This window comes from Corynebacterium tuingiense, from assembly GCF_046718165.1.
Classification (GTDB): domain Bacteria; phylum Actinomycetota; class Actinomycetes; order Mycobacteriales; family Mycobacteriaceae; genus Corynebacterium.
Genome location: NZ_CP177101.1, coordinates 2123965 through 2139868, shown reverse-complemented (window position 1 = coordinate 2139868; position 15904 = coordinate 2123965). Strand labels below are relative to the sequence as shown.

Genomic DNA, 15904 nt, shown 5'->3' with positions numbered 1-15904 from the left:
TGCGCGGGGTGCGGCATTTTTGAGAGTTGGGCAGTAAACACAGGAAATGTCACACAAATTTTGCGGCGGGAATCCGGAAATGTGGGCATAATTGGGTGTTGGAACGTGTTTGACCGCAATCCCACTTAAGGATGGAATTTCATGCCAATTGCAACCCCCGAGGCGTATAACCAGATGCTGGATACCGCGAAGCAGAACGGCTTCGCATTCCCAGCCATCAACTGCACCTCGTCTGAAACGATCAACGCAGCACTGAAGGGCTTTGCCGAGGCAGAGTCTGACGGCATCATCCAATTCTCCACCGGTGGTGCAGAGTTCGGCTCTGGCCTCGCGGTCAAGAACAAGGTTAAAGGTGCTCAGGCCCTAGCCGCCTTCGCGCACGAGGCCGCGAAGCACTACGGCGTCAATATCGCCCTGCACACCGACCACTGCCAGAAGGAAGTTCTGGACGATTACGTTCGTCCGCTGATGGCTATTTCTCAGGAGCGCGTTGACCGCGGTGAGAACCCGCTCTTCCAGTCCCACATGTGGGACGGCTCTGCTATTCCGATCGATGAAAACTTGGTCATCGCCCAGGAGCTTCTGGAAAAGGCGAAGAAGGCCCACATCATTCTCGAGGCAGAGATTGGTGTCGTTGGCGGCGAAGAAGACGGTGTCGAGGCCAAGGCCGGCGATAACCTGTACACGACTCCGGAAGACTTTGAAAAGACCATCGATGCCCTGGGCACAGGCGAGAAGGGCCGCTACTTGTTGGCCGCTACCTTCGGTAACGTGCACGGCGTCTACAAGCCGGGCAACGTGAAGCTGCGCCCCGAGGTCCTGCTGGAGGGCCAGAAGGTTGCGCAGAAGAAGCTCGGCCTGAGCGAGGGCGAGCACGCCTTTGACTTCGTCTTCCACGGCGGCTCCGGCTCCGAGAAGGAGAAGATTGAAGAGGCGCTGCGCTACGGCGTCATCAAGATGAACGTGGACACCGATACCCAGTACGCGTTTACCAACCCAGTGGCTCGCCACATGATGGAAAACTACGACGGCGTGTTCAAAATTGACGGCGAGGTAGGCAACAAGAAGGTCTACGACCCACGCTCCTACCTGAAGAAGGCAGAGCAGGGGATGTCCGAGCGCGTCATCGAGGCATGTCAGGACCTCCACTCCGTGGGTAAGACCACGGCCAAGTAGGACGAGTCCCAATTAGCTCCATGTTGAGCTGAAGCCGAAGGCGCGACCGCGCTGTAGGCACGACGAAGTAGCCGCTTCCCCCTGTGTGGGAGGCGGCTCTTCCTATTTCTGGTCCGATCTCTGGACCTATTGCTGGGCCCATCTGTGGGGTGCGAGGATGCGGCGGGGGCTTGCCGGGTATGAGACAGAGCAGGCACGTATGCCAGATCAGCCAGACAAGCTATGCCGGCCCGACCAGCTATGCCAGCGAGATTGGGCAGAAATATAGGCTGGCAAGGCCAGGCGGGAACGGCAGGCCCAGCGACCCGAGTGGATTAGACGGACCAGACGGACTGGGTGGGGTGAGGATTAGGCGTAACTCCTTGTTGGTCGTGGTGAATGGGCGGGTGAGGGGATGAACCGCGGGTTACCGCTCCACGGCGGGATCCAAGCGATGCGGCCCTTGATGCGAACCATGCGCCCGCGTGCGGTGGGTCGGGAATCATCATCTTGGTTCACCGCATTGTGATGGGCACAGAGCGTTACGAGGTTTTCTTGGTTCGTGGGGCCGTCGGCGGCCCAGGCGGTGAGGTGGTGGACTTGGGCGTCATCGGCAGGCGTGGAGCAGCCGGGCCAAGCGCAAATAGGATGTTCCGCGCGGGCTAGCATGCGCTGCTTCCAGCTGGCCATGCGTTCGGTGCGATACAGGTTCACCGCGCCGTGCTCAGGATGAATCAGGCTGACGTAACCACGCTGGGCGAGGGTGCGGGCGACGAGCTGAGCGCCGGACATGCGCGCGCCGTTGGAAAGCTGCAGCATGATGTCATTGCCCTGACCAGCAGTGATGCGATCTAGTTGGTCAAGGGTGATGATCACGTTGGTATGCACCGTGGGGAGCGCGCCGGGATTGCCTTCGAGGATGATCTGCTTGGCGGCTGCGAGCGGGTTTTCTTTATCCACGGAGGCGAGAACGCCCTTGATATCCGCGATATCGGTGGGATCCGCGGTGATGGAGATGGTGTGGGGACCGTCGGGGCGTCGGGTATAGCGCACGCCGTGGGAGGGACGCTTGGTGGGGTTGAGCTGTTTCAGGCGCTTTTTCGCAATTGCCGGAATCAGGTGGGCCTCCGCGCGGCAGAGCTCTAGGCGGAGATCCCAACTGCGGTTGGTGTCTTTAACGCGTTGGGCGAAAGACTCGATGCTTTCAAGCACAGAGAGATCGTGGCCACGAGAACGAGCGGCCTCGCAGGCGAGGCGCTGCTTGCGGCTATTGGAGGTGCGGCCGAAATACGTGTGCTGGAGGCGGGCGAGTTGCGCGGCGAGGATCTGGCTGGCGCCGGCCTCGATGAGCTGCTGTTCGGAGCATCCCTGAAACTCGGCGACGAGGTCCACACCGCGACGGCAAAGTTGCAAAAATTCTGTGTTCACGGCTCCTGACCGTAAAAGCGGAATGGGTATGCGGCAATGGATAAGTAGGGCGAAACGGCGAATCTGTGGAATTCTCGCGCTGCTGGGGTCGCTGAGGCGCGCATATAGCGCGTTATCCACAACCTGGCGCGGGCCGGGATGCGGGTATTCGGGGGGCGGTGGTAGAGAGCGGTCTTCTATGCTGGAGGTCATGTCGGAAGCGAAACAAAGAGTCTCAACGAGGCAAATGCTGCGGGTGGTGGACCGCTCAGTATTATCGCGTCTGCAACGCATCCGCTCGCGCTTCGTTTATATAATCCAGGCCACCGTCGGTGCCGCATTGGCGTATTGGGTGGCTAGCTCTCTCTTTGGGCATCCGCAGCCGTTCTTCGCGCCCATCTCGGCAGTCATCATTCTGGGACTTTCGGGCGGGGACAGGATGAAAAAGGCATTGGAGATGTCGCTGGGCGGCATCGTCGGTGTAGCCGTGGGCGATTTGCTCTTCCAAGTGGTGGGGCAGGGCCCGTTCCAGATCCTGTTCATCGTGGGAGCCGGCCTGGTGGTGGGGTCCTTTATTACGAAATCGCCGCTGGTGTCCAACCAGATTGTTTTTGGTTCCATCCTTATCGCCACGATTTTTCCGCCGACCGAGGGGCCGGGTGGCCTGCACCGGGCCATCGACGCGATGATTGGTTCCGGCATTGGGCTTATCACGATTGCACTGATCCCGAATTCGCCGTTGAAGGAAGCAAGGCGCGAGGTGTCGAAGGTGCTGCGGATTGCATCGAGCATTCTCAATGACGTCACGCATGGCATCCGCGATACCAATCCTGAGATTATTCGCGATGCCCGCGATGCGGTGCGCGGCACGCAAAATGACGTGAATACGCTGTTGAGTGCGGCGCAATCGGGGAGGGAGGCATCGGAAGTATCGCCGCTTTTGTGGACCTCGCGCAGGAGCATTCGGTCCCTAGAGCGCATCTTGTTGCCGGTAGATAATGCGGTGCGTGGGGTGCGGGTGCTATCGCGCCGCGCGCTCGTGCTTACTGAAGACGGCGATACCGTGTCCGAGAAGCAGTTAGAGCTCTTGGAGGAACTATCAGAAATTATCCTGTCGGTGGGAGAGCTGTACGGCAGGCAAAAGCGGGACCACGATGAGGCGATAGAGATACCCGAGCTGGTGCAGCGGCTGCGCTACGTGGGCGGTCAAGCAGGCATGGATCTTATCGAAGAAGACGCGACGCTTTCTGCGTATACGATTCTCGCGCAGACGAGATCCATTGTTGTGGACATGCTGATGGTGTGCGGACTCTCGCGCGAGTCCGCCGTTGCACACTTGGTTCCTACCTCTACACACCCGGCGTTCCCGCCAGAGGTGTGGGAACGCAAAGATAAGCAGAAGGGGCAGAATTAGCAGGACCCCGCCCGCATATCCGCCGAGAGGGGCGCCGGTGCGGGGGCGGCGGTAAGAGCCAAGGGAAGTCGGCGTTAGCTGTGACGGGTGGACTAGGGGCGCACGACTTGGAGGTCGCGCAGATGGCGGTAGAAGGTGACGCGGGTGAGGGGGCGTTTGTGGGGGATGGCATCGACAAGCACGCGCAGCTGGGGGCCGCCTGCCTGGACCGCGCGGCCGGTGTGGACGGAGTCTGGGTCGAGGCGACCGGGCTTGCGCAGGAGGGAACGCAGGAGGCGGCCTTCGGGCTCGACTGGAGAGGTTGCGCGGGCCGCCAGGATGCCCGGGGCATCGGTCATAGGGACCAGCCGCGCGCCGAAAGTGCGGCGGCCGGAGGCGGCGAGGGTGTCATCATCGATGATGATTCCACCGGTAAGCGGGCCATTGGACCAATCCGAGATGGTTGCTGAGCCGGCGACGGCCTGGCCGGAATCGTTGCGGATGAGCGGCACCGGGCGAACCGAGGCGGTGCGGGCGACCTCGAGGGCCTCTTGCGGCGCGGCGGGCAGGCCCCAATTAGCGGCGGCGGCCGACTCGCCCGTGGGAATGAATGCGACCTCGGCCCACAGGTTATCGGCGCGCATGAGCCGGGTGATGACGGCGTTGAGCGCCGAATCCGAGCCCGCAACCACGATGCGCAGGCGGTCCTCCAGGTAAGGCTCCTGCGGGGCGGCGGCAGGGGCGCCGAGGTGGCGGACATCGGGCTGCGCGGCGATCTCGTCAAGCGAAGGCGTGGGGTCGTGGGGGAGGAGGTTGGTGGCGGCGGCATCGACAAGCGCGAGCTCCTTGCGGGAAGGAACGGCCGAAAGATCATAGGCCTCTGCGGGCAAATCAACGTCGGGGGCGCCGCAGCGGAGGAACAAAAAACGCATGCACAACATGCTACGTGGGCTATTGCGGCCAGAAAAGTGTAAGGTAAATGCGTATTTTGGCTTCAATAATGAGGAAGTGACTTAAAAGATGGCAGCGATCGTCATTGTCGGCGCCCAATGGGGCGACGAAGGCAAGGGCAAGGCTACCGATATCCTTGGCGGGAAAGTTGACTATGTGGTCAAGCCGAACGGCGGCAATAACGCCGGGCACACCGTCGTAGTCGGCGGTGAAAAATACGAGCTGAAGCTCCTGCCCGCCGGGATTCTTTCTGAAAACGCCACCCCTGTGCTGGGCAATGGCGTGGTGATTAACCTCGAGGCGCTCTTTGATGAGATTGATGGCCTGGAAGCGCGCGGGGCGAACGCCTCCCGCCTGAAGATTTCCGCGAACGCGCACCTCGTGGCGCCGTATCACCAGACCCTTGACCGCGTTCAGGAGCGCTTCCTGGGCAAGCGCGCCATCGGCACCACCGGCCGCGGCATCGGGCCGACCTACGCCGATAAGGTCGCGCGCATTGGCATCCGCGTGCAGGATATTTTCGACGAGTCCATCCTGCGCCAGAAGGTAGAGTCCGCGCTGGAGATCAAGAACCAGATGCTGGTGAAGATGTACAACCGCAAAGCCATCGAGGCCGAGCAGATTGTGGAGTACTTCCTAAGCTACCGCGACCGCCTGCGCCCCATGGTCATCGACGCCGAGCTCGAGCTGAACGAAGCGCTTGCTAATGGTCAGAATGTGCTCATGGAGGGCGGCCAGGCCACCATGTTGGACGTTGACCACGGCACCTACCCGTTCGTGACTTCCTCGAACCCGACTGCGGGTGGGGCATCGGTTGGCTCTGGCATTGGGCCGACGCGGATTAAGACCTCGCTGGGTATTATCAAGGCCTATACAACCCGCGTTGGCGCCGGCCCGTTCCCCACGGAGCTCTTTGATAAGTGGGGCGAGTACCTGCAGACCACCGGCGGCGAGGTCGGCGTGAACACCGGTCGCACGCGCCGCTGCGGCTGGTACGATTCCGTGATTGCGCGCTACGCCACGCGCGTGAATGGTTTTACGGATTACTTCTTGACCAAGCTCGATGTGCTCACCGGCATTGGTGAGATTCCTATCTGCGTGGCTTATGACGTTGACGGCAAGCGCTACGATGAGATGCCCGTTACCCAGTCTGAGTTCCACCACGCCGAGCCGATTTTTGAGACCATGCCGGCGTGGGACGAGGACATATCCGAGTGCACCACCTTCGAGGAGCTTCCGCAGAAGGCACAGGATTATGTGCTGCGCCTTGAAGAGCTTTCTGGCTGCCGCATCTCCTACATCGGCGTCGGCCCCGGCCGCAACCAGACCATCGTGCGCCACGACGTCATGGAAGACCAGTAATGGACGTATTTGCGATGATGAGCTCGGCCTAGCCGCGAGCTCATAAAAGTAAGAAGGGGCGAGGTACCTTGGTGAGGTACCTCGCCCCTTCTTTAGGATCCTCGGAGCTCCCCGAGACTATGCCCGTTCAGCTTTAGTAAGCGGCGGTCAGGTTGTCGTAGCCATTGATCTTGAGTGCTTCCAGCACGCGGTCCACGGCTGCCTGGTCAGTATCCGGGTTATAGGTGTCTGGGAAGGTCAGGTGTGCGCTGTGGCTGTCCTTGAAGTCGATGTTCATGAACTCGTGGCCCAGCTCGTCAGTAGCGAGCGCGAGTTCGCGCTGCACAGCCAACTTACCGCTCTGCAGGATGGGTGCAGAGTAGTCCTGGTCTCCGTTGATTACACCTTCCTTGTCACCGGTGATACGGCCCTTTTCGGCGTGAGCGCCGGGCTCATCGGACTGGTCGGTGGACTGCTCAACGTCAGCGGTCTGGGTTACCTCTGGCTCAGCAAGCTGGTCCTGGGCGTCAACTGGGCCCGTGCTGCCAGTTAGCGGCAGTACAGCAGCGATGGCGCTAGCAATAAAAGAAGGAATAGACATTTCCGGTCCTTTCTGGAGTTAGTGTTTTAAACCGATAAAAATACTAGCACCGTAAAAGGCTAGTAACTATATGGAATTCAACTTGTTGACAACGCCATTAGTAGAGAATTTAATCACTTTTACTAAAATGGAATATCTCTGAGTGAGATCTGCCTATTCGACCTGCATTAACTGAATCAAACTGTGAGAAGCATCAATGGTCTTTGATCGGATGATTTGAAACATAGCTAGCGTGACTGGCGGTGTTGGGTCAAGATCCTTCACTTCTATTAACTTAAGATTATCTAAATGTAAGCTATCGGGATACCTCCACTCTTCTATTGAACGCTGGAAAATAGCTCTGCTTTGCGATTTTCGAGAACCCGTATTGGGCGCATTTTATCGCTGCACCGTGGTTTTATAAAGTGCAATTTTGCTGAACGGGTGTATGTCTTGAGTGTGATGTGTCGAACAAAATGAAATTTTTCTTAACTTTAAATCAGTTTCTTCGATCAGTGCTTGGGGAAAGGTTGGATTATGCTGCGGGCTGACTGAAGTGTAGAAAAATCGAACGTATGGACGTCTTAAGTATGTTCCTGTTGCCGCAGAGGACTGGGAAGCATGAAGATGTGATTTACAAATTTCCTGGTGACGGAGGTTTTAAAAATCTGCACGTTTAATCTTAATGGTGTAAAGGCTGAACGTGGATATTGATGTTAACAGTGTTAATAAATACTGTAAATGTGTTAAAACACGCAGTGTATATTCCTTCGGGCGGCGAATCGCTCTGCATTGAATATCGAACATAGGTTTATTTGTCGAAGGTTTTTCCTCCAAGCGTTCCTTATGTTCTATCCATAGATCGATAAAAACTATTAGTAGATGTATCAACGTTAACAGTTTGGATCTGTTTCATTAAATGTCAGGGATTGGTACTCTCCAAAAGGCACAAATGGCGGCAATCTGAATGGTTGGTAAACCGAGATTCCTTGCTGTGTGTTCAAGTTCATATTAAAACTCTGCACGGATAAAAAGCCGTTGTGCAGTCGGAAGTTGTAAGAATTCGTCCTTTCGAAAAGGGGAAAAATGAGTGGAGTGAGAGATTTCCCTCGTGGAAGGTGGTCGGTTTTAACCGCAGTGCTTGCTGTTATTGCGGTTATCGCTGCCATGGTCACAGTTCCAGGGGCTAATGCTCAAGAATCGGGCGGTCAGGTTGATATCACCGCTAATGATGATTTGGGTAACCCTAATGGAAAGATTAGCGGCGGAGACCCTGAATGGGGTTCGCTCGTCTGGGCGGGAAAACCGCCGAAGGAAGCTAGAAAATATCGTAATTGGGCTAATCCGAAAAACAATGCCGGTTGGGCATGGTGTATCGACATCGGTAAATATCATCCGATGCATCGGACAAATGGGGCACTTTACGATATTGATCAGGCTGGCAAGGTGGAGATCCCCGAAGAGCGTCGTGACGCTGCAATTAATGTGGCCACGAAGATGATACAGGCCTATAAACACGGCGATAAGGCAACGGTAGCTACCTACTCAGTTTACTTGAGTGCCTTAATTGGTGATCCGTCTGTTCAAGAGCGCGTGCACGAGTATATGACTGCCCCAACCGCTGACGAACAGTTAAACGATATTTTTGCACAGACCATGGGGTTCTACCATGGTAGTCTCGAAGAATTTACCCAGCTCACCGGTTTCACGGTTGAAGATTCAGCAGGTTGGCCTTTGGTCCCTGTGTCTGGGGTGGATGTTCCCAAAGCTCCTGAAGATGCCTATATCACCGTAGTGGGACCTGACGGGCGCTTAACAGGGCAAGGTTCATTAGGCGCTACCGGTAGGTTTCAACGTTTGATGCCGCCGGATCAGCCGGGCCTGCCCGATACCGAAGAGGAGCAGCCGGAAGAATCTACGACTCCCGAGCAACCTTCTGAGGAAGAAACCACGGAAGACGAGCCTACGGAGGAAGAGTCCACTCCCAATTCCACCGAAGAGCAACCTTCCGATGAGGAGACCTCGACTGAGGAGACCACTTCCTCTGAGGAACCTTCGACGGAGCAATCCACTACTCAGCCAAGCACTGAGCCTAGCGAATCGACTCCAACTACTAGTGCATCTGAGAAGAAGTTGCAGCCAAAGATTCGCACCAAGGCACAGTTTGCCGACGATGCTGATCAGGTTGTTGCTGGCGCAAAGGTAAAGGACACGGTTCACTATGAGGATCTGGTCCCGCACAAGAAATACACCCTTGAGGCTGAGCTAAAGGATAAGGCTGGGGACAACCAGGTCGTCGGCAAGGGCAAGAAGACCTTTACTCCAGAACAGTCCTCCGGTGACGCGGACGTGGAGATCACTGTTGACAGTGATCTTAAGAAGCCCATTGACGCAGCAGTTGCCTTTGAGACCTTGACCTCTACTGAGGTTGATGCGGAAGGAAAGTCCACCTCTGATTCTGACAAGAAGAATGTCATCGCTGAGCACAAGGACTTGAGCGACGAGGCACAGACCGTAAATTCCGTCTGGAACCCAGAGATTTCCACCAAGGCGAAGCTTGCCAAGGGTGAATCGGTTGAGTCCGGCGCTAAGGTAACCGATACCGTTAAGTACAAGGACTTGGTCCCAGGGAAGAAATACACCCTGAATGCGGAATTGGTTAATAAGGCAGACGAGTCTGTAATTGGTAAGGGTGAAAAGACCTTTACTCCGAAGAAGTCCGCTGGCAACGTTGACGTGGAAATTACTGTTGATAGTGACGTCAAGAACACGGTCAAGGCTGCGGTTGCCTTTGAGGAGTTGACCTCTACTGAAGTTAACGCTGAGGGTGAGGACACTCCGGATGCTGAGAAGCCGAATAAGGTTGCTGAGCACAAGGACATTAACGACGAAGACCAGACCGTAAACACTAAGAAGGACAACCAGCCTTCGGAGTCGTCTTCGTCGGAGACTTCAACGACTAGCTCGAAGCCAAGCACCTCGGAGTCCAAGAGCTCTGAACCATCGACGGAGAGCAGCTCGGAATCCGAAACCTCGGAGCCGTCGGACTCGGAGACGTCCACTTCGAAGACTACGTCCAGCACTGAGCCTTCGAGCACGACCTCTTCGGAAAAGCCGGAGGAGCCTGCTGATACTTCTGCAAAGCCGGAGATTTCGACGAATGCTGATTTTGCTCAGGGTTCGCATGAGGTTGTTGCTGGTGCTGAGATTGTTGATGAGGTCAGCTATGAGGGCTTGGTTCCTGGTAAGGAATACACGCTGCAGGCTGAGTTGATTAGCAAGGCTGATGGTCGGACTGTTCTGGGTAAGGGTGAGACGACCTTTACTCCGGAGGAGTCTGCTGGCAAGGTTGATGTGAAGATCACTGTTGATAGTGATGTGACGGAGCCGGTTGAGGCTGCGGTTGCCTTTGAGGAGTTGACTTCTACTGAGGTTGACGCTGAGGGTGAGGACACTCCGGATGCTGAGAAGCCGAATGAGGTTGCTGAGCATAAGGACATTGATGATAAGGATCAGACCGTAACCTCTGATGACTCTAAGAAGGATCTGAAGCCGGAGATTTCGACGAATGCTGATTTTGCTCAGGGTTCGCATGAGGTTGTTGCTGGTGCTGAGATTGTTGATGAGGTCAGCTATGAGGGCTTGGTTCCTGGTAAGGAATACACGCTGCAGGCTGAGTTGATTAGCAAGGCTGATGGTCGGACTGTTCTGGGTAAGGGTGAGACGACCTTTACTCCGGAGGAGTCTGCTGGCAAGGTTGATGTGAAGATCACTGTTGATAGTGATGTGACGGAGCCGGTTGAGGCTGCGGTTGCCTTTGAGGAGTTGACTTCTACTGAGGTTGACGCTGAGGGTGAGGACACTCCGGATGCTGAGAAGCCGAATGAGGTTGCTGAGCATAAGGACATTGATGATAAGGATCAGACCGTAACCTCTGATGACTCTAAGAAGGATCTGAAGCCGGAGATTTCGACGAATGCTGATTTTGCTCAGGGTTCGCATGAGGTTGTTGCTGGTGCTGAGATTGTTGATGAGGTCAGCTATGAGGGCTTGGTTCCTGGTAAGGAATACACGCTGCAGGCTGAGTTGATTAGCAAGGCTGATGGTCGGACTGTTCTGGGTAAGGGTGAGACGACCTTTACTCCGGAGGAGTCTGCTGGCAAGGTTGATGTGAAGATCACTGTTGATAGTGATGTGACGGAGCCGGTTGAGGCTGCGGTTGCCTTTGAGGAGTTGACTTCTACTGAGGTTGACGCTGAGGGTGAGGACACTCCGGATGCTGAGAATCCGAATGAGGTTGCTGAGCATAAGGACATTGATGATAAGGATCAGACCGTAACCTCTGATGACTCTAAGAAGGATCTGAAGCCGGAGATTTCGACGAATGCTGATTTTGCTCAGGGTTCGCATGAGGTTGTTGCTGGTGCTGAGATTGTTGATGAGGTCAGCTATGAGGGCTTGGTTCCTGGTAAGGAATACACGCTGCAGGCTGAGTTGATTAGCAAGGCTGATGGTCAGACTGTTCTGGGTAAGGGTGAGACGACCTTTACTCCGGAGGAGTCTGCTGGCAAGGTTGATGTGAAGATCACTGTTGATAGTGATGTGACGGAGCCGGTTGAGGCTGCGGTTGCCTTTGAGGAGTTGACTTCTACTGAGGTTGACGCTGAGGGTGAGGACACTCCGGATGCTGAGAAGCCGAATGAGGTTGCTGAGCACAAGGACATTGATGATAAGGATCAGACCGTAACCTCTGATGACTCCGATGTCCCAGGCAAGCCGTCCAAGGGCAAGATTCCTAAGTGGGCCATCCTGATTCCGGGCATTGGCTTGGGAATCGGCTTGGGCAAGATTATCTTCGGCCACCACGATCACGACCACGGCCACCATGATCACGACAAGCCGAAGGATCGTCCTGAGAAGGAGACCGAGGGACACGGTGAGCACCCAAGCACCGAGGTGAAGGGCCAGGATACGCCGGATAAGGTTGACCAGAACTCCAGCGAAGAGCCTCGCCCCACCGAGGTGAAGGGTCAGGATACGGCGGATAAGGTTGACCAGGGTACCGACAAGGACGATCGTCCGGTCGAGGTTATGGGCCAGGAGCCTGGAAAGACTGGTAAACCGCTACCGTCCGACGCAGGACGTACGAAGATCAAGTCCGTACCGTCCGGTGCGACCGAGCTTGACCCAGGTATGCAGGACTACATTAAGTAGTGTGAGCGTACTGGTCAGGTAACAGGCGATAGCGCCTGGGCACAACATGTCCCCCTTCAGGGTGTCACCGCACACGCTGGAGGGGGCAACCCATCTGATGAACCATCGAGAAGACCACAATGAGGAGATTGGGCAATGTCTGAGGAGACAGGCCGCGAGGAACCCGTAAGCCGGGGTAAGAAGATCGGCTTTATCGTGCTGGTAGTGGCCGTAATTCTGATGTTGATCCAGCTGGCTCTCTACCTCACCACCGGTGGGGAAGATGATGAGGCTAGTGAGGGGGCATCGGAAAGCGTCTCGGCCGTTGACCCCCCGGACGATAAGGGCGATGCCTATGTCGATGATTCCGGTGCGCAGGAGCACGAATTCGAGCCGGCCCCGGGCCAATTCGAAGGCTTCGAAGGCATGTCTGTGGGCATCGACGGTGAGTACGCCGCCGTGGACCCAGTGCAGGTAACTGACCAGGGCGTGCTGCTGCCGCCACACGATGTCTCCCGCTTGGGCTGGTATTCCGCCTCGGCCGTGCCTGGCGATGCCGGCAATGTTGGCTCCAGCGTGATCACCGGCCACGTGAATTACCAGGGCCAGGGCACCGGCTATGCGGAGAAATTCACCCGGCTGCAGGAAAACCAGGAATTCACCGTGGTCATCGATGGTGAGGAGCGCACCTTCCGTGTGACGGAAAAGCCGTACCGCCTGCCCAAGGGCGGGGATTTCCCGGACGTGGTTAATGACACGGACGGTACCAACCGCCTGGTCCTTATCACCTGCGGCGGCAAGTTCGTCGGCGGTGCGCTGGGGTATGAGGACAACATCATTACCGTGGCAGAGCCAGTAGATGCCCCGGTTCCACCAGAGGCACCCCAGGCCTAGCAGTCTGCTTTAGAGCCCAACGAGCGCCCGGTTCGAGGATGAAAATCCTTGGCCGGGCGCTTGCGTTTATGCACTTCACGCATGTGCGCCCTGGGTGTGGCGGGTATCTATGAAATAATTTGGGGAAGTATCTGCTGCTCGGAGCGGAATCAAAGGAGCAAAGTCATGGATATTCCAGGCAAAATCGCCGGTCATATCGGCACGCCGCTGACGGGCAATGCCACGAAGGTATTGCTGCTCGGCGCGGGCGAGTTGGGAAAGCAGTTGGCTATTTCCTTCCAGTCCCTGGGCCTTGAGGTGCACGCGGTGGATAAGTACAAGGGGGCGCCGGCGCACCAAGTGGCGCACTACAGCTATATCGCGGATATTACTGACTCCGCGCAGGTATCAGAATTGGTGCAGCAAATTCAGCCGCACTACGTGGTGCCGGAGGTGGAAATCGTTGCGGTGGAGGCCCTGGAGCAGGTTGAGCAGTCCACTGATGCCGTCGTCGTGCCCACGGCGCGTGCCTGCGCGCTCACCCAGGACCGCGAGCGGGTGCGCGCGGTGGCGGAAGATATTGGGCTGCCGACCTCGGCCTACCGCTTTGCCTCCTCGGTGGAGGAGCTGGAGGAAGCGGCGACGGAGCTGGGGTTTCCGTGCATCGTGAAGCCGGACGTGTCCACCTCGGGCAAAGGCCACATGCTGGCGCGGGATGTGGAAGACGTGCGCGAGGCGTGGGAGACGGTGCGCCGCGTGTCCTCGGATTCGCAGCGCGTGGTGGCGGAGCGCTTCGTGGACTTTGACCTTGAGGTCACGCTGCTGGCCATCCGGTCCATCGATCCGGCCACGGGCAAGCTGGCCACGTGGTTTAGCGAGCCCATTGGCCACCGCCACGAAAAGGGCGATTTGGTTGAGGAGTGGCAGCCTACCGGCATGAGCGAGATTGCGCTGGAGAACGCGCGCTCGGTTGCGGCGCGCATCTCCAATGAGCTGGGCGGGCGCGGCGTGTACGGCGTGGAGCTTTTCGTCGCCGGCGATGATGTTTACTTTTCTTCGGTCTCCCCGCGGCCTTCGGATACGGCGATGCTTACCGCCTATACGCAACGCTTTTCCCAGTTTGACCTGCACGCCCGCGCCATTTTGGGCTACCCCATCGATGCCACGTTGATAACCCCGGGCGCCAGCATGTTCTTACACGCGCAGGAGCCGCTTGCCGATGTCGCCTTTACCGGCATCGCCTCCGCCCTCCACTATGCCGAGACGGATGTGAAGCTCTTTGGCAAGCCCGATGCCTATAAGGGCCGGCGCATGGGGCTTGTGACGACGACGGCGGAAACGGTAGAAGAGGCCCGCGACCGCGCCGCTTTGGCGGCGCATAAGGTGAGCGTGACTTCGACTCCTGGCCTGCTCGCGCAGGGCGGTGCGCGCGGCATCGACCCGCAAGCGGACAATGTGCCCGATATCGAGGTTGTTGAATACGAGGGTGGGGTCGAGCTCGACCCCAAGCTGACCTCAGGGGTGGACGATACCGACTAGCGCAGCGCTGGTTAGCGCTGCGGGCCGGCGTGCTTGACCATCTCGTCCCACTCGACGATCTTGATGCGCTCGCGGCCGTGCGGCTCGCCGGCGGCTTGCTCGGCGGAGTTGAGGCGATGCCAGCCGTCCCAGGTGGTGACGGCGATATCGCGGCTGCTGAGCAGATCGAGGATATCCTGCGGATCGCGCTTGGTGGCGGACTCGAGCTCGCCTGCCTTGTAATCCTCTAGCAGCATGCCGGTGGTGTCCTTGGCGTCGGATTTAGTATTGCCAATAAGCCCCACCGGGCCGCGCTTGATCCAGCCGGTGGTGTAGAGGCCGGGCAGCTTGTCGCCGTCGACATTGGCAAGCACGTGGCCGCCGTCGTTGGGCATGGTGGCCGTGTCGTCATTGAAAGGAATGCCCTCGACGGACTGCGGGTGGTAGCCCACAGCGCGGTAGACCGATTGCACGGGCCACTCGGTGAACTTGCCGGTGCCGCTTACGGAGCCATCGCCATTGAGCTGGGTGCGCTCGGTTTTGATGGCGGTGACGTGGCCGGCATCGCCAAGCACCTCTACCGGGGACTCGAAGAAGTGGATGTAGAGCTTGTGCGGGGCATCGCCAGGCTCCCGCATGGCGTAGGACTCTAGGGTCTGGCAGACCAAGTCGGTGGACTTGGCGGCGCGGCGAGCTTTTTCTGAAGCCTCGTCGTAAATGATGTCCTCTGGGTCCACGATGACCTCGATGGTGGGAGACTCATCGAGCTCCTTGAGCTCCTTCGGCGTGTACTTGGCCTGCGCCGGGCCGCGGCGGCCAAAGACGTGGACCTCCTTGGCGCGGTTTTCCTTCAGGGAAGAGTAGACGTTGTCCGGGATCTCCGTCACCAGCAGCTCGTCTGCGGTCTTGGCCAAGATGCGGGATACGTCGAGCGAAACGTTGCCCACGCCCACGACGGCGACGGACTCTGCCGACAGGTCCCAGTCGCGCTCGAAGTTGGGGTTGCCGTCATAAAAGCCCACGAATTCGCCGGCGCCGTGGTTGCCCTCGAGGTCCTCGCCGGGGATGCCCATTTCCTTATCGGCGGTGGCGCCGGTGGCGAAGATGATGGCGTCGTAGTAATCGCGCATCTCTTCGACGGTGATGTCCTTGCCCACTTCGATATTGCCCAGGAAGCGGATGTCTTCCTTCTCCATCACATTGTGCAGCGACTGCACGATGCCCTTAATGCGTGGGTGATCCGGGGCGACGCCGTAGCGAATCAAACCAAAGGGCGCGGGCATCTTTTCAAAGAGATCGATCTGCACGTCCACATCGGACTTTACGAGGAGGTCAGAGGCGTAAATGCCGGCCGGTCCGGAGCCGACCACGGCGACACGCATGGGGCTAGTCATCTGTTTAGGGTGTCCTTTCTTTAGGTTTTTCTCACATTCTACGCGGTGGTAGTGCGATAAATACCACACTGCTCTGAGTTATCTACCCCCAGTTTAGGA

At 57.5% G+C, this 15904-nt stretch carries 10 protein-coding genes; 6 read left to right on the top strand and 4 right to left on the bottom strand.

Going from position 1 to position 15904, the window contains the following annotated elements; translation table 11 throughout:
- Nucleotides 1–141: 141 nt before the first annotated feature.
- Nucleotides 142–1176 (top strand): class II fructose-bisphosphate aldolase, encoded by a 1035-nt coding sequence (gene fbaA, locus ACLI1T_RS10170; protein ID WP_023024081.1) that lies wholly within the window; start codon nucleotides 142–144, stop codon nucleotides 1174–1176.
- A 348-nt stretch (nucleotides 1177–1524) separates the two neighbouring features.
- Here fbaA and ACLI1T_RS10165 read toward each other — a convergent pair whose 3' ends face one another.
- A complete protein-coding gene (locus ACLI1T_RS10165) occupies nucleotides 1525–2583 on the bottom strand; it encodes an HNH endonuclease signature motif containing protein (protein ID WP_411702595.1) in 1059 nt (352 codons plus the stop codon).
- Between the two features lie 178 nt (nucleotides 2584–2761).
- On the opposite strand from ACLI1T_RS10165, the gene ACLI1T_RS10160 reads away from it, so the two are divergent.
- Nucleotides 2762–3976, top strand: a complete 1215-nt coding sequence (locus tag ACLI1T_RS10160; RefSeq protein ID WP_411702594.1) for an FUSC family protein — start codon at nucleotides 2762–2764, stop codon at nucleotides 3974–3976.
- Between the two features lie 92 nt (nucleotides 3977–4068).
- Here ACLI1T_RS10160 and ACLI1T_RS10155 read toward each other — a convergent pair whose 3' ends face one another.
- Nucleotides 4069–4887 (bottom strand): hypothetical protein, encoded by an 819-nt coding sequence (locus ACLI1T_RS10155; RefSeq protein WP_411702593.1) that lies wholly within the window; start codon nucleotides 4885–4887, stop codon nucleotides 4069–4071.
- Nucleotides 4888–4975: 88 nt separating this feature from the next.
- Between ACLI1T_RS10155 and ACLI1T_RS10150 the strand changes: the two genes are divergently transcribed.
- Nucleotides 4976–6268, top strand: a complete 1293-nt coding sequence (locus ACLI1T_RS10150) for an adenylosuccinate synthase (RefSeq protein ID WP_411702592.1) — start codon at nucleotides 4976–4978, stop codon at nucleotides 6266–6268.
- Nucleotides 6269–6401: 133 nt separating this feature from the next.
- Here ACLI1T_RS10150 and ACLI1T_RS10145 read toward each other — a convergent pair whose 3' ends face one another.
- Nucleotides 6402–6848 (bottom strand): hypothetical protein, encoded by a 447-nt coding sequence (locus ACLI1T_RS10145; RefSeq protein WP_411702591.1) that lies wholly within the window; start codon nucleotides 6846–6848, stop codon nucleotides 6402–6404.
- Between the two features lie 1377 nt (nucleotides 6849–8225).
- On the opposite strand from ACLI1T_RS10145, the gene ACLI1T_RS10140 reads away from it, so the two are divergent.
- The 3 genes from ACLI1T_RS10140 to purT all read left to right on the top strand — a co-directional run bounded on the left by ACLI1T_RS10140 (nucleotide 8226) and on the right by purT (nucleotide 14432).
- Nucleotides 8226–12041, top strand: a complete 3816-nt coding sequence (locus ACLI1T_RS10140) for a VaFE repeat-containing surface-anchored protein (protein ID WP_411702590.1) — start codon at nucleotides 8226–8228, stop codon at nucleotides 12039–12041.
- Nucleotides 12042–12176: 135 nt separating this feature from the next.
- Entirely contained in the window at nucleotides 12177–12914 is a 738-nt protein-coding gene (locus ACLI1T_RS10135; RefSeq protein ID WP_239268538.1) for a class F sortase, read from the top strand.
- A 165-nt stretch (nucleotides 12915–13079) separates the two neighbouring features.
- Nucleotides 13080–14432 (top strand): formate-dependent phosphoribosylglycinamide formyltransferase, encoded by a 1353-nt coding sequence (gene purT / locus ACLI1T_RS10130; protein ID WP_411702589.1) that lies wholly within the window; start codon nucleotides 13080–13082, stop codon nucleotides 14430–14432.
- 11 nt (nucleotides 14433–14443) lie between these two features.
- Here the strand turns inward: purT and ACLI1T_RS10125 are convergent, their stop codons facing one another.
- Nucleotides 14444–15805 (bottom strand): FAD-dependent oxidoreductase, encoded by a 1362-nt coding sequence (locus tag ACLI1T_RS10125; RefSeq protein ID WP_411702588.1) that lies wholly within the window; start codon nucleotides 15803–15805, stop codon nucleotides 14444–14446.
- Nucleotides 15806–15904: the final 99 nt, after the last annotated feature.